The sequence below is a fragment of the Vibrio sp. FE10 genome, from assembly GCF_030297155.1.
Taxonomy (GTDB): domain Bacteria; phylum Pseudomonadota; class Gammaproteobacteria; order Enterobacterales; family Vibrionaceae; genus Vibrio; species Vibrio apostichopi.
The window spans coordinates 645,105-667,347 of the sequence record NZ_AP028068.1 but is presented as its reverse complement, the minus strand read 5'-3'; the positions used below and the strand labels follow the sequence as shown (position 1 = coordinate 667,347).

The window sequence follows — 22,243 nt, the reverse complement described above, 5'->3', positions numbered from 1 at the left end:
CCTTCAATTTAGACATCTTTAAGGCGTTTTAGACGCTGAATCTGGATGCGCCACAAACGGTACTTTTTTCAGAAATAATTTGAGAGCCTGAAAGTAGATACCCATTACAACCTTGATTGTCATTGCTGGGATCCGCAGTACCGTTTTCCTAATGTTTGCTTTTGTTACCGACTGCTTTGAGAGTGCTAGTGTGGCATCAAAAATCTTGTCGCTACGATGACTCTCGATGTGTACTAACGTCCGTTTCGTTGGTGGTTTTATTTTCCACAAGTAGTTCATGTCTAAATCCATGAACGGCGAAACGTGAAACTCTTTTTTTACTTTCAATTCTTTTTGCATGTCGATGAGATAATAGTGTCTTTCTCGCCATGGCGTGTTACTCACTTCGGCCAACATGTAGCGACAATCACCAGTCTCGTCGTAACAGAAAAAACAGTTGATTGGGCTGAAATAAATCCCTAAACAACGACACTGAGCCAACATTGTGACGCGGTTTTCTACCGCCCAATCGCCACCAAGTTGTTGTACTTTGGAAGCTATACGTTGCTTTAGTGTTTTAGGTTCATCAGTTGTGACATTTTCTTTTTTTTCAGCGAGATAATCCGATTCGACAAAGCGAATCGGGTTATACCATTGAGTACCGAACAAACGGCTGCGAGTTGTTGTTTGAGGGATTTCATCGAGATCCAACCCCATCATGTATAACTGGTAGCTGAATTCATGAGTAATATCGCCAAAGCGGCGGTGGCGTACGTTGCCCCAGTAAATGCCGCTGAGTTCTTCACTCTTTTCTGATGCGATCTCCATGTCGGATGTCATGGTGTGAGTGTTCATCGTACTGAACTCGTGCTCAAATCTAAGCCAAAGCGCTTCGTGACATCGAGTGCACTGTGAACACCGTCTTCATGAAATCCGTTGTACCAATAAGCACCTGCAAAGTGGGTGTTGTTTTTGCCGCAGATTTGCTCGCGCTTATGCTGGGCTTCTACCGTGTTCGAGTTAAGTACCGGGTGATGATAAACGAAGCTGCGAATGATTTTCTCAGGCGCTATCGCGTCACTTTGGTTTAGGGTTACGCAGAAGGTGTCTTGGCTTTCAATGCCCTGCAGAATGTTCATGTTGTAAGTGACACAGGCTGGTCTTTGGCTATTGCCATCTAACATGTAGTTCCAGCTTGCCCACGCCAGTTTACGGTCGGGTAACAGGTTGGTATCCGTGTGCAGAACCACCTCATTTCGGCTGTAAGGGATCTCCCCTAACACTTGTTGTTCTTGCTCTGTCGCGTCGCCCAGCAAACGCAGGGCTTGGTCTGAGTGACACGCAAAAATCACTTCGTCGAAGCTTTGTGTAGCGCCGTCTTCGAATTCAATGGTAATGCCTGACTCTTGACGAATGACTTGTTTAATCGAGGTGTTTAACGCGACTGGTTTATTTAAGCATGAAAGGATGATCTCAACGTACGAGCGCGAACCCTTAGGAATCACATACCACTGGGGACGATTGGCAATGTCTAACAGGCCGTGATTGTAGAAAAACTGAATAAAGAATTTAAGTTCGAACTCTTCCATCTCTTCTAAGCTTGTCGACCAAATAGCGGCACCCATCGGCAGAATGTAGTGCTGGCTAAAGAAGTCAGAAAACTGGTTATCACGCAAGAAACTGCCAAGGGTAACGTCAGGTGTAAACACATTGCTTTCGAATTGTGCTTTACACAATTTGTTGAACTTAAGAATGTCAGAAACCAAAGACCAGAACTGGGGTTTGAAGATATTGCTTCGTTGAGCAAACAGAGAATTAATGCTGTGGCCGTTGTATTCGAATTTAGTCGTGGTGTTGTGTACGCTGAAGCTCATTTCGGTGGGTTGCCTTTCTACACCGAGTTGCTCAAGCAGTTTGTTGAAGTTTGGGTAGGTTCTGTCGTTGAAAACGATGAAGCCAGTATCAATTGAAAACGCCGTGCCTCGGTGTTCTATATCAACCGTAGCAGTGTGCCCGCCGACGTAGTCATTTTTCTCGAATACCGTAACGTCGTGGTGCTTATCTAATACATGTGCGCAAGTCAGTCCAGAGATGCCTGAACCTATAATGGCGATTTTTTTCATTGTTATACCATCCTTGAAGCGAGTTTTTGCCAAACTGGAGTCGGTAGCATTCTTAGTAATTTCATTATTAATATGAATCGTCTTGGGAAATCGATCTCGCTCTTTCCTTGAGCAATACCATTTACGATTCGTTGAGTGGCTGCCTCGCTACTAATAATCATAGGCATAGCGAAGGAGTTTCGCTCGGTTAATGGTGTTTCAACAAAGCCCGGGTGCACAATTGAGACATGAATGTTGTGCTCGGCGAGATCCACTGACAGTGTTCTACCCAAGTAGGTGAGAGCGGCTTTTGAAGCGCCGTAAGCTTCAGCTCTTGGCAGTGGTAAAAAGCTCGCGCTTGAACTTACCAAAACCAAGCGTCCGCCGGGCTTGATGTTTTTTAACCAAGCTTTAAGGGCGTAGCCAATTGAAATGAGATTGATGTTGATGACGCGCTCGAACAACTCTGCATCGAAATTGACAGGATCATCAATGTATTCACAATCACCTGCGTTCAAGATCAGGAGGTCGAGCGGCTTATCTTCGTCAAGCTCGGGGAAATTGTGGTAATCGGTCAAATCAAAACAGAGTGGGTCAATTGACGAGTGCGATAAGTCTGTCTCGTGAGAATCAACTAAGGCTTGTAGCTTGTCTTGGTTACGGCCGCAAGCAATCACTTGATGTCCTTGTTGAGCATAATCTATAGTGAGTGATTGGCCGATACCTGAGGTCGCGCCTGTGATCATAATACGCATTATCGGCTCGCTCTTTTTTTAATGGATTTGATCGCGCAACCTAATACTGGAATGTGCTCGTACAACATCGAACCCACATCCAGATAATCGCGATGATAAACCACTTGGTTGTCCAACATTTTAATATGACTGTGCCCTTGAACTTCAATCGGCTTTTGTCCGTTGAGTTGCTTGTGAGCGAATTGCATTGTCCAATAAACGGATGCTTCATCTTTCACTTCAAAGGTGTGTTCGATGTGGAAGTAACAGCTAGTGACTTGTGTGTAGATGTTCTCGAAGTAATGCGTTAACGCGACAATCCCACTGACATGATGCAGTGGGTCTTGGAATTCGATATCAGGGTGATAAACCGTCTTTAGCACGTCGAAATTGTCGGTTCCGAGCTCTCGATACATGTTGAGAAAGTTATCAAGCCATAGAGAGTTATCCATAATATTCACTCTAATTATTTGAAAAAGGCTAAGGCTCTCAATCGTGCTTCTTTGTGTTCAACGATGGGTTGCCAGTATTCGCTGTTAATTCCATTTTTTGCAATGTAATCATGTGGAAAATGCACATGCTTGTCAGGAATATTTTGCAGCTCTGGAATGTACTTACGAATAAAAATTCCTTTCGGATCAAACTTTTCACTCTGGGTGATTGGATTGAAAATTCGGAAGTAAGGTTGAGCGTCACAACCCGTACTCGAAGCCCACTGCCAACCGCCATTATTCGCGCTGAAATCACCATCGATAAGGTGCGACATAAAGAAGCGTTCGCCCCAGCGCCATTCAATCAACAGGTGTTTGGTCAGGAAGCTTGCCACCACCATTCTGAGCCTGTTGTGCATCCAGCCTGTCTCAACCAATTGACGCATGGCTGCATCAACCAAAGGGTAACCTGTTTTGCCTTCGCACCACGCCTTGAAGCTAGGGTTGTCGTGATACCAATCTAAGCCATTGTACTTTTGTTGAAAGTTAGCACCTTTAACCAGTTTAGGATGATGGAACATCAAATGCTTATAAAAATCTCGCCAAATCAATTCATTAAGCCAAGAAAAGGCTGGCAACTGAGTATCAAATAACAAGTCAGGCTGTTGCTGAATCAATTGAATCGCTAACCAACGAGGGCTGACTGCACCAATAGCCAAGTACGGCGAAAGACCAGAAGTCCCCTTCACCGATGGAATATCTCTAAGGCGAGAATAGTCGTTAACTTTATTGGCTAAGAAATTGGGGATCACGCTCTCAAGGACGTCTTGGCTTAGTGGCCAACGCTCTGAATCGGTACGCGGAAAGTCGAAATCGTACTCGCCAGAAAAACCACTTAACGATTGATTCAGTGGTGATGGATTCTGAGGTGATAGGTTCTGAGGCGAATCTGTTTCAGATGAACCTGCTTGCGCTGATCCTGTTGAATGCTCCGGAGCGTGGCTGCAAATAATGCCTTTCGCTTGAACTTCTTTTAACCATGCGTTTTTGAAAGGCGTGAAAACCTTGAACATCTCGCCTTGTTTATTCAGCACGCTACCTAATGGCAGAATCGTATCGCAGTCGGTTATCTTCAGTTTGATGCCGCTTGCGATTAAGCGTTTGTCTCTTAACTGCTCATCCACTTCCGGCTCTGAATTGGCGTACACACATGTCGCATCGCTCTGTTTGCATAAGTCGATGAGCTGGGTGGCTTGATCGTTAAAATCCGTGGCTTTGAGATGCAGAAGAGTGATACCGAATTCAGCGAGTTGTGATTCGAACTGTTTTAGGTGGCGATAGATGAAGTCCGCTTTTATCGGTGCAAGGTGATGTTGTTGCCATTGCTGCGGGGTTGAAATAAAAACGGCGAGAGAGACGCCGTTTTCAACCGCAGAGACGAGCGCTGGGTTATCGTGAACCCGCAGATCTCGTCTTATCCATAGAATGTCGCTCAATATCCGTATCTCAGCTTAAGTTCTTGGGGGTGCGGGTTTAGGTAAACTTGTGATTCTAGGTACTCGTTTGGGTATTCCATCAGGTAGTGGTTGATCAGTGTTAGTGGAACTAACAAAGGAACTAGCCCTTCTCTGAATGATGAAATCTGATTGGTGAGCTCTTGTTTGTGAGCGCTGCTCAGTTGTTTCTTAAAGTAGCCTTGCAAGTGATGCAGAGTATTAGCATGACTGCCGCGATTGGCATGATGCATTAGCGCCGTCATCAGACCTTCGATGTACTTTTCAGCCAGCTCATCGATCTCTAAATCGTTACTCGCTAGAAGTTTGCCTAGGCTCTTGTAGCCTTCAACATGGTGACACATCACTAGATACTTGTGAGCACTGTGGAATTGAATCAATTTGTGTTTGGTGGCGCCTTCATCGACAAGGTCGAGCCACTTTTGATAAGTGAAAACACGAGTCATAAAGTTTTCACGCAGAATCGGATCGTTGAGTCGACCATTCTCTTCTACAGGAAGTAGGGGGTTGCCTTGCATAACCTGCTGAGTGAACAAGCCAACGCCTGTCGATTCAGAACCGCGCCCATGGTGGTGATAAACCTTTACTCGCTCCATGCCACAGGTTGGGCTCTTCTGACACACAATGAACCCAGCGATGTGTTGGTTATTCTTTGAATAGTTTTGCCCAAACTCGATCAGTTCGTTGGTAACATCACCAGAACCATCAGGTCGGGAAACATGAATAATGTCGTCTAACATTCTTGTTTGACGGATCGTAGGACGAGGCGTTGGAAGTCCAACGCCCATCTCTGGGCAAACTGGCTCAAGTTCTACGTAGTCTGCAAGATCCTCTGTGCAAAAACGAGAACGCTTATGGCCAGTATCGAACCGAACTTTATGACCGGCGACACATGCACTAATGCCGATTTTAATTTTCTTTTCCATTGGCCAACTCCTTTGCTCTTGCTTTGAGCTATTTATTTTATTTCAACATTGCTAATCGTACTTACAGAGCCGGGTGCGTTTGAAATCTCAACACCATTGATGTTTTAAGCCAGATGTATTGACGATATACAGGATAGCTTCATGCCATCCTGTATATTTATAGCGTGCAACTAAGTTAATAGATATATCTACCTAGTGGATTAAATAACTGGCTCACCCCTTTTGTGAAGTAAAGCGCATCACTTGAAACGGTTAAACACACACAGCCTTCTTTAGTCGCAGGTTGGTGGGTGTGTTCTCCATCTAACCAGATGAAGTCACCTTTGTTATAGACACCCATTTCATCTTCGAAGCTGCCTTCTAAAAGAAGCGTGATCTCGAAGCCTTTATGAGTGTGGCAAGGCACTTGTCCGTCTTTGTCTATGTGTAACAAGCTGGTGTGGTGTGATTCGTCATCGAAATCGAGTCTTGCGCGAGAAATCTTGCCCAAGTTCATCCAGTCTTTTCTTACCACTGAGTTGAGCGCGCGAGGAATCGTGAAAGTGGTGTTAGATACGGTTTCTTGTTGCGCTTCAACAACGACTTCGACAGCCTGTGATAAATCCGCCGTGATCTGATTAATCGCGTCAAAATCAAACTCTACGTCGTCAGCTAGGAATGCGTCCATTTCGCTGTCAGACAGTTTTAGCCCTGATGCATCGCTTTCAAAGGCTGAGTCAGCAGCTTGTGCCGTCAGCATACTTACTTGTTTTTGGCAGTGTTCACATAGCTCTACGTGGCTAGAAACAATCAGAGAAACCGAATCCGCTAGATTGCCATCAACAAAATCTTTCAAGATTGCCGCATTTGGGTGATGTTTAATCATGGTCTTGTTCCCCCATGTGAACTTTTAGTTTGGCGAGTGCGAGTCTTAGACGTGATTTAACAGTTCCAAGCGGGACATCGAGTTGTTGGGCGAGCTGTTCTTGCGATAACTCTTGGAAATAGACACCTTTCACAATGGTTTTCTGAGCGAGAGGTAACTTCTCTATTTGAGTCATGACGTGACGGCTCATTAGATGATCGCCAAATGGAAGCTGCTCGCTTTGTGATTCGGCTACCATGGCGTCAATCGGCCAAATATCGTCAGCGATGGTTTGCTCTGCTTTAGCTTTCACCTTTCTTAGCATGTCGAAAGCAGCATTTCGCATCACGGTATATACCCAAGTGGTCGCAGCGCCTTTCTCTTCATTGTAGAGATGCGCTTTCTTCCAAACATTAGTCATTGTGTCTTGGACTAACTCGTTGGCAGCGGCTTCACCGCCCAACTTGCTGATGCCAAAACGCTTAATTTTGGGAGCAAAGAACTTAAACAAACAAGTAAATGCTTGCTTATCTCTATCTGAACCAACCAAAATCAGCCAGCTTGAGAGCTCTGTAGGTACCTTACTTTCAGTAGGTAGTTTGTTGTCTGGGATAATGACATGCTCCTTGCCGTTCCCTGTTCTTCTGCTTTCCACTTGCATAGTAATTAACCATTATGCGAATTTGATAGACATTACGTGGAGAGTGAAGGTGGGGATCACTTTATTTTAAATTAATTTCTACTATACAAAATTATAGTGAATAAAAGTGCTTATTGCCCTGTAATGATTTGATTCAAAAAGGGAACTAACGAAGGAAAACTAGCGGGTTCTGTGAATTTGGTTTTCTTTTCCAATGGGATAGGCATCATTTCGAGTAGTCGAGCACATATCCATTGAGGGCTTTCAAAGTCAGGAGATGGGTAGAGTGTTCTGATCGAATCGTGTTCTCGAAACAACTCGACGAGAAACGCGGTAACCACGTTCGGCACCTTATAGCGGTGTTGTGGCCAGTGCGGCAGTGGGCGGAAATCACTTTTGATCAGGTCATCAGTGTCGCGGAAGGACGAGTGAAGTTGCACCAATTGTTCGCCTTCAACATCAATTTCCAGAATTTGATCATCTGACATATTGAAATCGACAATAGACACCTTGGTCCCCCAAGAACTCAGTCGTTCGGAGTTGGTGTCGTCTTGAGTCGCAATGATGAAGCCTTCTCCCTGCGCCGCGTGAGCAACCATTTTCAAATACTTGGGCTCAAAAATACGCAGTCTTTGTCTGCCCCTTGGCAAAATGAATAACGGTAGAGGAAACACCGCAAGCTCGTGAGAAGTCTCTACGGGTGTTTCTGATTCGGTTTCTATCCGTGTGATCTTCTCAGCTGAATTCGGCACATAGCGCTCCTTAGTTCATACGTGGTTGAGTCTGTACGGATTTGGTTCGTACGTAATTCAGAGATGTATACGCGGGCTTGTTGAAGTTCGATCAATTTGGGGTGATGTTATTGAACAGGAAGTTAGAGAGGGAGAGGCATGGTTTTTTGTGGCGTTTATTCGCAATTTAATCGGTTTAACCTTTTTTAACTTACGTCATTAGGTAATATGGGTTAAGAATTATTCAATGGATAGATAACGAGCGACATGCTTATCTTACGTTGCTTATCTCTTAGTTCTGCTTTATCTGACATCACATCAAAGGAATGGTCATGATCGTTATTTATGGTATCAAAGAGTGCTTAAATCCGATTAAGTTACAGCTTTCTAATGTCTTACAGCAATGTTTGAACAGTGAGATGGGGTTACCCGATGACAAACGAGCACATCGGTTTGTGCCATTAGAAAGAGATGATTTCTTTTATCCCGAAGGGCGAACAGAAGCTTATACCGTCATAGAAATCAATATGATGGAAGGGCGAGCGGTGAACACCAAAAAGCGCCTGATTAAGAAGATATTTTCTGAAATAGAGAAGCAGCTGGCTATCTCTCCCATTGATATCGAGATCACCATCAAGGAACAGCCATCGCACTGCTGGGGCTTTCGAGGCATGACCGGTGATGAAGCCCAAGACCTCAAGTACAAAGTTAAGGTCTAGATTTTAGCTTCAGGACTGAAGATTTGCTTTACCTAATGGCGGCTGCAGTGAATGTTATCTGAGCCGCTGCTTTTAGCCCTAAACTCGAAACTTATGTACCATCGTGCAGATCGTTGTTTCTACTCCTGCCTCTGCCTCTGCCTCTGCCTCTATTTCTGATTCGAGTCGATAACGACGGTTAGCTTTCTTGATTCTCTTCGTTGTCTTTGAGGTATAGGTGCCAATTGCTATTGATGGCATCAAAATGCTCAATACAGAACTCTTTCCTATCTTTTAAATAGTCGTTTTCCACTTCATCAAGTAAGTTTTTATAGGCTTCAGGATCGCTGCCATACACGAGACATAGCGTTGAGAAGTAGCGTTGGAGATCGAAGCTATGTTCATCAATGTATTCGCCCAAATCGTAATATTCAGGGCGGTCTTCTGACTCGAAGGCAAACATGTCGGCAGCACTGATTGCGGCATCTCCGCCATGTTCTACGTAATTGAGCAGCAATATTGTTGCTAGGTTATCAACGGCATCTTCTTCTTTGCCCAATATTGCGATCTTTTGGTCTTCGATATAGGCGTGTCCTGCCTCGTGTAACAACGTATGCAGCAAGGTATCGATAGCCCCAGTTTGTGCCGATTTCCCGTACTCTTTTTCGTATTGGTTCTTCTCAAAGTAATTGAGTGATTCAGCGTAAAAACTGTATGGGATGAGTACGTGATGCGTTTGTGGATCGTAGAGTGGGCCTTCATCACCGCCGTATTGAATGACCAATGGTTGCCTGAACAGAAATAGCTGATTGGATAGGTCGACGACTGTGTCATTGATACCGCTGAGTTCAATCTCTTGCTTTAGCTGTTTTTCTTGTTCAGTTTGAGGTATGGAGAACTCGATAATGAGATTGTTCTCAATTTCATTAATGTTTCCATCGGCGGATACATAAGGTGCGGCAAACACCGAGCCGATCACTAGGCTGTAAGTCAGTGCTTGTTTCAATAATGTCATCATATGTCCTTATGATTGAGTGAATAGCTATCTCATGGTCAACCATGTCGCTTAGAATGAATAACACTCGAGCGGTGAGTGATTGATAGTCAGTTTAGGCCATATTTCATTCGATGGGCTATTTGTCAGATAAATTTCGGTTCAGGTAAAGCCTTATGCTATACTCCGCGCCCCAATCCGAATTGGCTTGTTAAATCTTAGGAAATTATTATGAGTGTTAAAAACGAACTTCAACAAATTAACAACCGTCTAGACAAGTGTCGCAACAAGTTAGCGGCTGCTAAAACTCGTAATGATCGTCCTGTTGTTCGTCAATTTGAAGACGAGATTAAGAAGCTTACTAAGAAAATTGCCCAGCTTAAACACAAAGAAAGCTTTGATGTGAATCAAGAGCGTAAATCGCTGATTGATATGCCATTTAGCCGTGAAATCACAAAAGCTGAGCAAGCGGATATGGGTAAACTGAAAAAGTCTGTAAAAGGATTAGTGATTGTTCACCCAATGACGAAGATTGGTAAAGAGCTTCGCATTGAGGTTATGACAGGGTATGCCCCGAAAAAATTCTAATTGCCAGCGATGGTGATAAAAGAGGAGCTAGCAATAGCTCCTTTTTGCTTTTTTAGGCATTCAAAAAGAGAGCGAAAGGCCATAATATTTACGTCAGCTTTAACTTTTTTTGTTGGTGATTGTTGTCACAAAACCTTCTATCTCCTATAAAAGTTAACGTGCCACTAACATGGCGCTAGGTTGACGCAGTAATGTGTTCGGCTTTCTAATCCACAATTTCTTACCAATTTGTATAAACACAGGTAGAGCAGCACACACAATTACAGATAAAACTAGACTCATTAAGGAAGATGAGAACGTAAAAAAATAGAGGTTATATGAATCAATTAATTTCAATAGGGCCACTAGAATCCTTCCTAATCGCGATTAGTGTTTTGTTTCTAGGGCATTTTGTAAATGCAAAGCTACCGGTTCTCAAAAAGTACAACATCCCAGAGCCCATCGTCGGCGGCTTGATCGTCGCTTTTGCTATTACAGCCCTACACTTTAACGGCGTTGATCTTGAGTTCTCGTTGCCCTTACAGAACACATTCATGTTGATGTTCTTTGCGACGGTTGGCCTTGCTGCCAATTACACTCAGCTTATCAAGGGTGGCGCAAAGGTATTTCTGTTCTTAGGCGTCGCTTCGGTTTACATCATTATTCAAAATGGTGTGGGTGTGACACTGGCTACCGCCCTTGGCCTTGAGCCTTTGATGGGTCTAATTGCTGGTTCTATCACGCTATCTGGCGGTCACGGTACGGGTGCAGCTTGGTCGCAAACCTTCGCAGACACGTTCGGCATTGCTAATACCCTAGAAATCGCGATGGCTTCTGCCACGTTTGGTTTGATTATTGGCGGTATCATCGGTAGCCCTGTGGCGCAAAAGCTGATTGATAAGAACAAGCTCGAATCTGAATACGGTACTGGCACGCAAACGCATGAACGTTTTCCTGAACTCGTTACTTATAACGAGTACGAAGAAGACAAGGTGACGGCAAAGAAAGTGATTGAAGTGTTGTTCATTCTTCTTCTTTGTATCACGGGAGCGAGATACCTAGAGCAGTGGGTTGCGACCTTTGAAATTTCTTGGTTGATGATTCCTGACTTCGTTTACGCGTTGTTTATTGGTGTGTTTATCACCAACGTTTTTGAAGTGACTAAGCTGCATAAAACCGACAGCGAAACGGTCGATATTCTTGGTACGGTGTCATTGTCACTGTTCCTAGCGATGGCGCTAATGAGCCTAAAACTGTGGAATATCTTTGACCTTGCGATTCCATTCTTGGTCATCCTTGGCGTTCAAGCGGTGGTGTTAGGTATCTTCTCTTACTTTGTGACGTTCAAAGTAATGGGTTCTAACTACGACGCAGCGGTTATGGCGGGTGGTCACTGTGGTTTCGGCCTAGGTGCAACACCAACAGCGGTAATGAACATGGGTTCTTTGGTGAACCGATTCGGTCCGTCACCACAAGCCTTCATGGTTGTGCCAATCGTGGGTGCGTTCTTTATCGATATTGTTAACCTGATTATCCTGCAAGGGTACATCTCGTTTATCGGTTAATGTTCGTCTATGCTTAAATGCGATAAGCTAATCGCACTAAGATGAATACAAGAAAGCCAGTCAATTGACTGGCTTTCTTTGTTTTAACGTATCTAGAACTTATGTGGGTGAGCTTGCTTGTAGCTCTTTAAGCAGAGGGAACGCGGCTTTCGTGTGTTCTCCCGTGACAATGAATCCAACCAACTGATCATCTTCATTGAAGCCTTTCGCGATAATGCCTTTCGGGTCGAATCGCGTTTCCCAACTCTGAGCGGTTTGAATATCACGCCCTGCGAGTTGAATTGGGTAGTTCAGTGTTTTCACCTTAGTGATGATGTGGGGCAAGCTGAGCTTTCCTTCGCCCACTTTTAGCTCTCCTTTACCCATAGCCAGCTGCTTAGCCAACACGTTGGCAGACAAAATAGCGGGCTGCAGATAGGCCATCACACGACCTTCGATTTCGGCGCAGTCACCAATCGCATACACATTCTCGGCACTGGTTCTCATGGTGTTATCGACCACAATCCCTTTGTTTACTTCTATTCCCGCTTGTGTGGCTAACTGCGTGTTTGGTCTTAGCCCTGCTGCGGCGATCACTATATCTGTTCGTATTAATCGAGAAGAAGTAGTTTGCAACCTCACGCCATCAGGCAGATAAGTTGCACGACACACTGCAGAATCAGTTTCAACGGTGACGCCTGCTTTTCTTAACTCTCTTTCTAACTCTAGGGACACGAAAGGTGGCACTAGGCTATTTAGCAAGTAACTCGCAGGCTCAATGATGGTGACATCTTTGCCTGCGGTTTGAAGGTCGAAGGCGAGCTCAACGCCGATCAAGCCTCCGCCAACCACGGTGATTCGTTGTGCGTCATCAACCTGAGCCTTGTGTTTCTCGAACTCTTCCAAGCTATTGAGAGTAATGGTCGCGCTGCGTTTTAACCCTTCCGCTGGTGGTATGAAGGGCGTTGCGCCCGTCGCTAATACCAACTTTGAATAGTGGATGATTTGGCCATCAACATGAATACATTGCTGCTCAGTATCTATCTCGCTCACAATAGCTTTGGTTCTGATGACCACGTTGTATTGCTCAGCCAACTGTTGAGCATTATGTATCGACAATGCTTCTGGTGTTTGCGCCTGACTGAACGCGTGCGAAAGATTCGGCTTACTGTACTCAACCCCGGCATCGGCGGTGATCATGGTAATTGCGATATCTTGGTCAAGCTTACGTACCATCTTGATGGTTTGTAGGGCAGCGAAACCGCCACCCACAATAACAATGTTCGACATGCTACTTCTCCACAAACACTTCTTTGCCTAAATGACATTCAGGGCAAAGGAAATCATCAGGTACTTGCGCCCAAGGTGTTCCTGGTTCAACACCTTGGTAAGGTTCGCCCAATTGTGGGTCGTACACCCATTCGCATACTGTGCAACGCCAGCACGTGCAGTCTGCGCTGTGTACTGACTTGTCTTGCGCTTCTTCTGCCTTGTGCTCTGTCGTCTCTTTGAGCTCGGTAGTGGTGTTCTCCGGTGCTGGTGTGGCTTCAAGCGGTGTTACATTGCGTGATACTTGTTTTGGTGTGCTCACTTCATCGGCTTCTGCACGCCACACCTCAGCCAGTGTCATACCGTAATCGATACATTGGCGAAGGGCGTCTGTGTCTGGTTTCCAGTGGATGTGTTGTGGTGCGCTGACTTCGAAATTGGCTTCACGTAGGCGAGCATCGATGCGTTTAACTGCGCCACCGGTCCAACCTGAAGACCCGAAGGCTGCGGCTCTTTTTTCTGCGAAACGTAGGCCATGTATTTCTTCAAGCAAAGCTGCGATCTGCGGCATCATCACATTGTTCATGGTCGATGAACCAACGAGCACACCCTTTGATCGGAAGATATTGGCAAGGATGTCATTCTTGTCGTGCTTAGAGATATTGAAGACCTTGATTGCAGTTTCTGGGCTGCCTTTACGGATTCCTTTAGCGATAGCATCGGCCATCATGCGAGTGTTGTTGGACATGGTGTCGTAGACAATGGTGATGCGATCTTCTTTGTAGGCTTTCGACCACTCGTAGTACTGCTCAACGATCTGAGTCGCGTTGTCGCGCCAAATACAACCGTGAGAAGTTGCAATCACATCGATCGGCACACCTAAGCTCAGGACTTCTTCTATCTTCGCTTTCACCAAAGGCGCGAAAGGCGTCAGGATATTAGAGAAATAACGCAGACATTGATCGTGCAGTTCAACTTGGTCTAGTTGGTCGTTGAACAGGTTCTCGTCACAGTAGTGTTGGCCGAATGCATCATTACTGAACAGGATTTCGTCGCCAGTTAGGTAGGTCGCCATTGAGTCTGGCCAGTGCAGCATCTTCATCTCAACAAAGATAAGTTGCTTGCCGTTACCCACATCGAGCGTATCGCCAGTTTTAACGGTTCTGAAGTTCCAATCTGGTTGATGGTGATGGCCAACAATCGAGTTAACACCAGCTTCTGTGCAGTAAACAGGTGTGTTTGGAATTTTGGCTAATAGCGCAGAAAGGGCACCAGAGTGGTCTTCCTCAGCATGCTGACAAATGATGTAGTCGATCTCGTTGATGTCGATTTCCATCTCAAGGTTTGCAAGGAATTGCTCAGTAAAGCGATGATCAACGGTATCGACAAGCACCGTTTTCTCTTCACGGATCAGGTACGAGTTATAGCTGGTACCTTTGTTCATGTGGTATTCCTTACCATGGAAGTGCTCGGTTTCCCAGTCGTGGACACCAACCCAATGAACATTTGATTTAACGTGAATAGTCATAATGATAATACCTTATTTAAATATCTAAGGTCATCATTGCACTAGTTGTGCCATGTTTTTAACTGATTGTATTACATGGCTTTGTTTGGTTTTTAATCTCTTTATTATGTCTTTATGACTATCTTGATTGTGTAATCAAAATGATTTTTAAGAGTCTTTTTGACTTTTGTTGGTGTTAAGGCGACTTAAGGCTGTTAAATAGCAGGAATAAAAAAGGCCAGACGAGAGTCTGGCCAAATAAAGCAGTGCGATTTGTTCGTTTTAGCTATTACAGCGTAGTGACTGTTATAGCTTAGTAGCAGTTATAACGTAGTAACCACTTCATCAAGAGCTAGACGCGCTTTTGGTTTACCGTGGTTGTAGTCTTCGCCGTCTTTGTGGTAGCCGATAGCCAGTGCTACATCAACAACGTGACCTTCTAGTTCGTCAGCAAATTCTTCGCCGATCATAGCTGCGTCTACACCTTCCATAGGAGTTGAAGCGATGCCTAGACGAGCTAGTGTGTGCAGTGTGTTACCTAGTGCAATGTAAACTTGAGACTTAGTCCAGTTACCGTTGAAACCTGTTTCGTCTGTGTTCATGTCTGCGAATGCGTAAGCACCTAAGAATTGCTCGTACATTTCAGCGGGTAGGTGACCAGAGCTTACTTCTGTATCAGCACGCTTAGCGAATTTCTCTTTAGTGTACTTAGGATCATGAGCAAATAGGATCGTGTGTGACGCTTCTTTCGCATGTGGTTGGTTAAACTGGAACATGTTCTCGAAAGTGTTGTGGAAGCGCTGTTTAGCTGCGTCGCTCTCAATGATGATGAATTTCCAAGGCTGAGAGTTAATTGAAGAAGCAGACAAACGAAGTGCTTCTTTGATTACTTCCATGTCTTCCGCAGAGATGCGTTTTTCTGCATCGTATTTTTTAGCTGTGTAACGAGTGTTTAGATCTGAAATGATTGGATGAGTCATGTTGAATCCTAATATCTATCAATATAAATGTTGTAGGGTTTTATGTTCGGTAACGTCAACAATAAACGGATAACGCATTTAGGCTGTATATCTATATCTATAGAAGACCAGTAAGTCTCTAAAAGACTGAACGCTTAAATGGTTATCGAACATGCCCCAATAAATCGAGTATCTGCGGTAGCTCAAGTCGATGGGTGTAAGATAATAGAAGATTAGCTTGGGAAAAATAGCGAACACATCAAATCACTATGGTATTTAATGTCCATAATGATTAATTAAATGTGATCTTGATGTGTTATGGCGCGCTAAGATCAGCAGCTTAGTACGCCTTGATGCCATATTGTCGCAATAATGGTGGAAGTACGCTGTCTAGGTTCGGGATATCTTCCGGAGTCAGTTCGATTAAGCTAAAGCCATGCTCGTCGTATGCTTCTCTCGTTTCAATGCGTTTATCTTCAGCGACGGGGGCTAAATCGGTTCCCCAAAACTGGATGTACACCTTGCCACTTGGCAGATAAAAATCACTGATCACTTGTTTGGATATTGGCAGTGGACGTTCGTAGGCATGAACGACTCCCGCCATATAAAGCCAGTTATCGATGATCAGCTCTCCCTTTGAGCGAACATAGTGCCCATCTAAGGTTCGGTGTTTGGCCTCAAATTTCTGACGGAAGCTAGAAAACGACACATCTGTCGAGTGGCTTTCTGCGTCGTGGCCTAAAAACTCGACAACAGATTGCTTTAATCGTTTATTGCGGACTAACGAATCGTGCCATACCACGAATAAGTTCTGAGTCGCTTTATCTTCTCTTTGCTCACCTCCTGCTTTTAAGCCTGTTGAGGTGACGTGCCAGCCGTCTTCTTCTTTTTTTATCCAGCCAAGCTCATTGAGCAATAAATTGATTTTCTTTGCACTGAGCTCAAAGGCGCTACCCAGCTGAGTCGCGGTTAGCGTTTTTCCTGAAAATGAGTCTAAGTCGATGAGCAGTTTCTCTGGCCATACTATAAAGACACCAAACTTTTTGTGTTCTACATACTCTCCACCAAAGCTTTCTCCTCGCTCTGTCAGCACCCAGCGCTCTTGTGAACGCACAATATAGCCAGCGGTCTTTAGATCGCTAAATAGCGCTTTGGCTTCTATACCTTTTTGTTTCGCGAGGGCTGAGGTGGAAATTTTGTCTGACATAGTCTTTTCTCAAATAGCAGAGTGATCCGCTGATGGGGTTGGAGAGATACATGATGTGGTAGCACTGGTGAACACCATATCACATCTACCAATGCCAACTGCAGTTCACTGGTCTATGTTTTTAGTAGAAAGCCATGTCTGATTTTGATTTTGTGGGAAATGTGGTTATTTTTGTAATTAAATTACACAATTAGTGGTTTTGCTCATCTTGGTGCATATTTTCTATACGTGACACGATGTTCTTTTATACGGCTTATATAGATCTTAGATGCTATATTTTATTAAGTGTGATTTTGGTCACTATTTATTTTTAAGTATTACAAAATAAAGTGTGATCTGTGTCTTGTGTTAATGGTATTTGTTCTCATCAATTTGGCTTTGTAATTTAAATTCATGGTGTTTTTGTGATCTAAGGTGCTCTTGTTAACCCTAAAGTGTTTTTTGTGTGTGATGGTTGTCACGAAAGTTGGGCTAAGGTGCATTTTGGAAATGTTGTGATACATTTTAATCGACTTTTGAGTACACACTTTCGGTCATTTGACCAACCAATACATTACGGGGTTCTACCTATGTTATCACCAGAAGCAAAGATTAAGGTTCAAAACTTTGGTCGTTTCTTATCCAATATGGTAATGCCAAACATCGGCGCATTTATTGCGTGGGGTTTCATTACTGCACTATTCATCCCAACCGGTTGGTGGCCTAACGAAACGTTAGCATCAATGGTTGGCCCTATGATTACATACCTATTGCCACTATTGATTGGTTACACCGGTGGTAAAATGGTTGGTGGTGACCGCGGTGCGGTAGTGGGTGCCATCACGACAATGGGTGTTATCGTTGGTACTGATATCCCAATGTTCATGGGTGCAATGATTGTGGGTCCACTAGGTGGTATCGCAATTAAGAAATTCGATGAAGCTGTTCACGGTAAAGTGAAGAGTGGTTTCGAAATGCTAGTGAACAACTTCTCTGCGGGTATCATCGGCATGATCTGTGCGATCATCGCGTTCATCGTGATTGGTCCTGCGGTTAAGATTCTATCTGGCGGACTTGCTGCTGGCGTAAACGCAATGGTAGAAGCAGGTGCATTACCTCTAGCATCTATTTTTGTTGAACCTGCGAAAATTCTATTCCTAAATAACGCAATCAACCACGGTATCTTCTCTCCACTAGGTATCCAGCAATCTGAAGAGATTGGTCGTTCAATCTTCTTCTTAATCGAAGCAAACCCAGGTCCGGGTCTTGGTCTTCTGCTTGCTTACATGGTGTTTGGTAAAGGTAGCGCGAAGCAGTCTGCTGCTGGTGCATCTATCATCCATTTCCTAGGTGGTATCCACGAAATTTACTTCCCTTACGTTCTAATGAACCCACGTCTAATCCTTGCTGTAATTGCAGGTGGTATGGCGGGTGTATTCACTAACGTAGTGTTCGATTCTGGCCTTATCTCTCCAGCATCACCAGGTTCTATCTTCGCTATCTTGTTGATGACACCTAAAGGCTCTTACATCGGTGTTGTACTTTCTGTAATCGCTGCAACGGCTGTGTCTTTCATCGTCGCTTCAATCCTACTTAAGACTTCAGCTCAAGGTGATGACGAAGACTCACTAGAAAAAGCGTCTGCACAGATGAAAGACATGAAAGCGTCTTCTAAAGGTGCAGCATCAGAAGCTGGCGTAAACCTAGCGGATGTTAAAGCTGTCTATGTAGCTTGTGATGCAGGTATGGGTTCGAGTGCAATGGGTGCTGGTTTACTTCGCAAAAAGGTAGCAGCAGCAGGCCTAGACATCGAGGTAACCAACTACGCAATCAACAACCTACCAGCTGATTCGCAAATTGTTATCACGCATAAAGACTTAACAGACCGTGCTCGTAACACCGTACCAGGTGCAATGCACATGTCTTTAAGCAACTTCCTAGACGGCGGCGTATATGACCAGCTAGTTGCAGAGCTTACAGAAGCTCAAAGTGGTGAAGCGAAAGTAGAAGCTCCGGCTCCTGCAGCAACGCCAGCTCCAGTACAAGAAGGCAACAAGCTTGCACTGACTGACGACAGCATCTTCCTTGGCCTAAAAGCGACTCAAAAAGAAGACGCAATCAAGTTCGCTGGCGACCAATTGGTAAAACTTGGCAACGTATCGCCTGAATACGTAGCTGGCATGTTTGCTCGTGAAGAGCTTGTGTCTACCTACCTAGGTGAGTCTATCGCAGTACCACACGGCACAATCGAAGCGAAACAATACGTACAAAAAACCGGCATCGTTTTCTGTCAGTACCCTGAAGGTATTCAGTGGGGCGAAGATGAAGATGACATCGCTAAGATGGTTATCGGTATTGCCGCACAAGGCGATGAGCACAACATGGTGCTGATGGCAATTACCAATTCACTCGATGATGAAGAAGCTGTGGAATGCCTACAGAACACAACAAACCCTGCTGATGTTCTACGTATTCTCAACGGAAACTAAAAAGCTCTAGTCAAGCTCCTGAGTGAAGGAGGCCGGTATCCCCCTACTGGCCTCATTTTCGGTCTTAATCTCTTTAAGAAGATTCAGTCTGAATAGCTTACTGCTTAATGCCTAGGGCATATCGTCAAGGCATGTTGTTGAGTGGTTAGCTATCTAGATTTAAATATTTATAAGGTCAAAATTATGAAAGCGTTACATTTTGGTGCAGGTAATATCGGTCGTGGTTTCATTGGTAAGCTTCTTTCTGATGCTGGTATGAAGGTTACGTTTGCTGACGTAAATGAAACGGTTGTAAATGCGTTAATTGAACGCCAAGAGTACCCAGTTAAGATTGTTGGCGAAGAGTGTGTTGTTGAAGTTGTTAAGAACGTGACAGCGGTAAACTCAGCAACAAGCGCTGTGGTAGATTGCATTGCTGAGTCTGATATTGTGACCACAGCGGTAGGCCCGACTGTTCTTAAAATCATCTCTAAGTCGATTGCTCAAGGTATTGAAAAGCGCGCTGCAGCAAACAACACAGCGCCAATGAACATTATCGCGGCAGAGAACATGGTTCGCGGTACTAGCCAATTGAAAGCAGCGGTTTTAGAGCACCTTTCTGATGAAATGAAAGCGTTCACTGAAGAGCACATTGGTTTTGTTGATTCAGCGGTTGACCGTATTGTTCCACCGGCAGAAGCGGGCGAAACAGACCCTCTAGCGGTAACGGTTGAAACGTTCAGCGAGTGGATCGTAGACCAAACACAATTTAAGGGTGAGATTCCAAACATCCCAGGTATGGAATGTACTGACAACCTAATGGCTTTCGTTGAGCGTAAACTGTTCACGCTAAACACGGGTCACTTGGTAACGGCATACCTTGGTGTACTTGCGGGTCACGAGACAATCAAAGACTCTATCGAGGATGACGTAATCCGCGCTGAAGTAACCGCAACGATGGAAGAGAGTGGTGCGGTTTTGATTAAGCGTTACGGCTTTGATCCAGAAGCTCACGCGGCTTACATCCAAAAAATTCTTGGTCGTTTTGCTAACCCGTTCCTACGTGATGAAGTAGACCGTGTTGGTCGTCAGCCTATTCGTAAGCTGAGCCCACAAGATCGCCTAGTCAAGCCATTGAACGGTACGCTAGAATACGGTCTTCCAAATGCTCACCTAGTAAAAGCGATCGCAGCTGCGTTCCATTACAAGAATGAAGATGACCCTCAAGCGGTTGAACTTCAGGCAATGTTCGCAGAAAAAGGTTTTGCTGAGACATTAGCGCATTATTCTGAGCTGAATAGTAACTCAGAAGTTGTTAAACTAGCGGAACAAGCTTATCTAGCATTGAAATGATAAACCATCAAAGTGCCACACCTGTGGCACTTTCTTATTACCGAGCCGTTATGCCAATACATCCTAGTCACGAAACTGAACTACTCGAAGCCTTATCAGAAGCTGAGAGTGCTAGCGCCTGCTTAATGGCTGCTTATGATGCTTTGGATGACACGGTGGATGCGGTTTTAAAAAACATTTTCAAGAAAGATGATACGGCGATTAAATTCGTTGTAGAGCCACTTCTCAACAGTGGCGGGCCTTTAGGCGAGATTATGGTTCGCGGTAAGCTTCTATTGGGGCTTGGTGTGATCAGCAAAGAGCTCTATGACGATTTAGAGGTTTTCGTGACCTTGAAAGAGTGGGCGAAAATACAGGGTGAAGACACCAGCTTCACTGAAGTCGACGTTATATTTGAGCTTAACAAGGTGCACGCGGTTCAGCGTATTATGCCTATCGAATATGATGCGGAGATGGTGGAAACCATGTCGGGCCCAATGCTTCAAATGTTCTTGGGGCGACACAATCAGAAAGTGAAGTCGACGATCGTTTTGGCTATCACAGACATCATCAACACCTTGTGCCGAGATAACGCACTCAGTTCTTAGTTTTTAGTTCTTAGGCCTGAGTTCTTACTTCTCAGTTTTTGTGAAAGCGACCGCTGTTGAGCTTAAAGTTTACGTGAAGCGCATTTACTTAAATACTTCTCCCGAACTATCTCGTTTTAATCTGTTTTACCCATCCTAGAATTTACAGTTATTGCGGTTTCTCTTATTAGAGGAATCGCTTTTTTGTATTCGCTTCAGTCCCAATGTCTTCTTATCTAAGTGTCAAACACTTCATTACCTCTCTGCTGATTGCTGCCTGTTCTTCTCGCTTTAACTATTTGTTCATTTTGTATTTAAATCGTGAATTTCAGGCACAAAAAAAGCCACATAAAGTGGCTCTTTGTTTCAGCAAAACCTGAGATTATAGGTCTTGGATGTTTTCAGCTTCTAGCTCTTGGAAGTAGCGTAGAGTCTTAACTTTAAGCTCTTGTTGAGCTGGCTCATCAGCAACGATGATAGCTTTACGGTGCATCTGTAGAGCAGTAACAGTCCACATGTGGTTTACAGAACCTTCGATAGCCATTTGAAGCGCTTGTGCTTTGTTGTGGCCTAGAGAAAGGATCATTACTTCTTCAGAATCTAGAAGAGTAGCAACACCGATAGTTAGTGCGTATTTAGGAACTTGGTTGATGTCGCCATCGAAGAAACGAGAGTTCGCGATACGAGTGTCTTCAGTCAACGTTTTGATACGAGTGCGTGAAGATAGAGAAGAACCTGGCTCATTGAATGCGATGTGACCGTCGATGCCTACGCCGCCCATGAACAGGTTGATTTTGCCGTATGAACGGATTTTCTCTTCGTATGCTGCACAATGAGCATCGATGTCTTCAGCTTTGCCGTCTAGCAGGTTGATGTTTTCTGCTTGAATATCAACGTGGTTGAAGAAGTTCTCGTGCATGAATGTGCGGTAAGACTCTGGGTGGTTAGGGTCGATACCAACGTACTCATCCATGTTGAATGTTACAACGTGCTTGAAGCTTACTTCGCCCGCTTTGTAAAGTTCAATCAGCTCAGCATAAGTAGTTAGAGGTGTGCTACCAGTAGGAAGGCCTAGAACAAATGGACGCTCAGCCGTTGGAGCGAATTTTTTGATAGAATCTGCGATGTGACGAGCAGCCCATTTACCTACTTTTGCTTTGTTGCTTAAAGGAATAAGTCTCATTGATTTTGCCCCTAGAAATTAAATTTTATAGTGTTCTGAAACATTAAT

Annotated in this window: 21 protein-coding genes; 6 read left to right on the top strand and 15 right to left on the bottom strand. The window is 44.4% G+C overall.

Annotation, left to right across the window (positions count from 1 at the left end):
- Nucleotides 1–18 precede the first annotated feature (18 nt).
- From QUF19_RS20020 to QUF19_RS19980, 9 genes are all read right to left on the bottom strand, one after another.
- Nucleotides 19–834, bottom strand: a complete 816-nt coding sequence (locus tag QUF19_RS20020; RefSeq protein WP_286302639.1) for a DUF1365 domain-containing protein — start codon at nt 832–834, stop codon at nt 19–21.
- A complete protein-coding gene (locus QUF19_RS20015) occupies nt 831–2,102 on the bottom strand; it encodes an NAD(P)/FAD-dependent oxidoreductase (protein ID WP_286302636.1) in 1,272 nt (423 codons plus the stop codon). The genes QUF19_RS20020 and QUF19_RS20015 overlap by 4 nt, the downstream gene beginning before the upstream one ends.
- Nucleotides 2,103–2,104: 2 nt before the next feature.
- On the bottom strand, nt 2,105–2,836 hold the full coding sequence (locus QUF19_RS20010; RefSeq protein WP_286302634.1) for an SDR family NAD(P)-dependent oxidoreductase: 732 nt from the start codon (nt 2,834–2,836) through the stop codon (nt 2,105–2,107).
- Nucleotides 2,836–3,267, bottom strand: a complete 432-nt coding sequence (locus tag QUF19_RS20005) for a nuclear transport factor 2 family protein (protein ID WP_102270966.1) — start codon at nt 3,265–3,267, stop codon at nt 2,836–2,838. The genes QUF19_RS20010 and QUF19_RS20005 overlap by 1 nt, the downstream gene beginning before the upstream one ends.
- A gap of 14 nt (nt 3,268–3,281) precedes the next feature.
- Nucleotides 3,282–4,742, bottom strand: coding sequence for a deoxyribodipyrimidine photo-lyase (gene phrB / locus QUF19_RS20000; RefSeq protein WP_286302629.1), 1,461 nt, complete (start codon nt 4,740–4,742; stop codon nt 3,282–3,284).
- A complete protein-coding gene (locus QUF19_RS19995; RefSeq protein WP_286302627.1) occupies nt 4,739–5,686 on the bottom strand; it encodes a YbgA family protein in 948 nt (315 codons plus the stop codon). Before QUF19_RS19995 ends, phrB begins: the two co-directional genes overlap by 4 nt.
- A 175-nt stretch (nt 5,687–5,861) precedes the next feature.
- Nucleotides 5,862–6,551, bottom strand: coding sequence for a ChrR family anti-sigma-E factor (locus QUF19_RS19990; protein WP_286302625.1), 690 nt, complete (start codon nt 6,549–6,551; stop codon nt 5,862–5,864).
- On the bottom strand, nt 6,544–7,191 hold the full coding sequence (locus tag QUF19_RS19985; protein WP_102434571.1) for a sigma-70 family RNA polymerase sigma factor: 648 nt from the start codon (nt 7,189–7,191) through the stop codon (nt 6,544–6,546). Before QUF19_RS19985 ends, QUF19_RS19990 begins: the two co-directional genes overlap by 8 nt.
- Before the next feature lie 110 nt (nt 7,192–7,301).
- Complete coding sequence (locus QUF19_RS19980) at nt 7,302–7,922, bottom strand: LON peptidase substrate-binding domain-containing protein (RefSeq protein ID WP_286302622.1); 621 nt, start codon at nt 7,920–7,922, stop codon at nt 7,302–7,304.
- Nucleotides 7,923–8,233: 311 nt separating this feature from the next.
- On the opposite strand from QUF19_RS19980, the gene QUF19_RS19975 reads away from it, so the two are divergent.
- Nucleotides 8,234–8,620, top strand: coding sequence for a tautomerase family protein (locus QUF19_RS19975; protein ID WP_017070218.1), 387 nt, complete (start codon nt 8,234–8,236; stop codon nt 8,618–8,620).
- 178 nt (nt 8,621–8,798) lie between these two features.
- On the opposite strand, the gene QUF19_RS19970 is transcribed toward QUF19_RS19975, so the two are convergent.
- Nucleotides 8,799–9,614, bottom strand: a complete 816-nt coding sequence (locus tag QUF19_RS19970; RefSeq protein ID WP_286302602.1) for a DUF4344 domain-containing metallopeptidase — start codon at nt 9,612–9,614, stop codon at nt 8,799–8,801.
- Between the two features lie 210 nt (nt 9,615–9,824).
- On the opposite strand from QUF19_RS19970, the gene QUF19_RS19965 reads away from it, so the two are divergent.
- Nucleotides 9,825–10,181 carry a YibL family ribosome-associated protein gene (locus QUF19_RS19965; protein WP_010432454.1) on the top strand — a complete coding sequence of 119 codons (357 nt, stop codon included), beginning with the start codon at nt 9,825–9,827 and terminating at the stop codon, nt 10,179–10,181.
- A 317-nt stretch (nt 10,182–10,498) separates the two neighbouring features.
- Nucleotides 10,499–11,725, top strand: coding sequence for a sodium/glutamate symporter (gene gltS / locus QUF19_RS19960; RefSeq protein ID WP_286302598.1), 1,227 nt, complete (start codon nt 10,499–10,501; stop codon nt 11,723–11,725).
- Between the two features lie 99 nt (nt 11,726–11,824).
- On the opposite strand, the gene norW is transcribed toward gltS, so the two are convergent.
- From norW to QUF19_RS19940, 4 genes are all read right to left on the bottom strand, one after another.
- Nucleotides 11,825–12,994, bottom strand: coding sequence for an NADH:flavorubredoxin reductase NorW (gene norW / locus QUF19_RS19955; RefSeq protein ID WP_286302597.1), 1,170 nt, complete (start codon nt 12,992–12,994; stop codon nt 11,825–11,827).
- Between the two features lies 1 nt (nt 12,995).
- Nucleotides 12,996–14,501, bottom strand: a complete 1,506-nt coding sequence (norV, locus tag QUF19_RS19950; RefSeq protein ID WP_286302596.1) for an anaerobic nitric oxide reductase flavorubredoxin — start codon at nt 14,499–14,501, stop codon at nt 12,996–12,998.
- 302 nt (nt 14,502–14,803) lie between these two features.
- Entirely contained in the window at nt 14,804–15,460 is a 657-nt protein-coding gene (locus QUF19_RS19945) for an NAD(P)H-dependent oxidoreductase (protein ID WP_286302595.1), read from the bottom strand.
- 319 nt (nt 15,461–15,779) lie between these two features.
- On the bottom strand, nt 15,780–16,646 hold the full coding sequence (locus tag QUF19_RS19940; protein WP_286302594.1) for a glycerol kinase: 867 nt from the start codon (nt 16,644–16,646) through the stop codon (nt 15,780–15,782).
- Between the two features lie 569 nt (nt 16,647–17,215).
- Here QUF19_RS19940 and QUF19_RS19935 point away from each other — a divergent pair.
- The 3 genes from QUF19_RS19935 (at nt 17,216) to QUF19_RS19925 (ending at nt 21,033) form a co-directional block, all read left to right on the top strand.
- Entirely contained in the window at nt 17,216–19,114 is a 1,899-nt protein-coding gene (locus tag QUF19_RS19935; protein WP_286302593.1) for a PTS mannitol transporter subunit IICBA, read from the top strand.
- A 183-nt stretch (nt 19,115–19,297) separates the two neighbouring features.
- A complete protein-coding gene (locus QUF19_RS19930; RefSeq protein ID WP_102434578.1) occupies nt 19,298–20,446 on the top strand; it encodes a mannitol-1-phosphate 5-dehydrogenase in 1,149 nt (382 codons plus the stop codon).
- Between the two features lie 50 nt (nt 20,447–20,496).
- Nucleotides 20,497–21,033 carry an MltR family transcriptional regulator gene (locus QUF19_RS19925; RefSeq protein ID WP_198595828.1) on the top strand — a complete coding sequence of 179 codons (537 nt, stop codon included), beginning with the start codon at nt 20,497–20,499 and terminating at the stop codon, nt 21,031–21,033.
- 361 nt (nt 21,034–21,394) lie between these two features.
- Here the strand turns inward: QUF19_RS19925 and nagB are convergent, their stop codons facing one another.
- Complete coding sequence (gene nagB / locus QUF19_RS19920; RefSeq protein ID WP_017111336.1) at nt 21,395–22,195, bottom strand: glucosamine-6-phosphate deaminase; 801 nt, start codon at nt 22,193–22,195, stop codon at nt 21,395–21,397.
- Nucleotides 22,196–22,243: the final 48 nt, after the last annotated feature.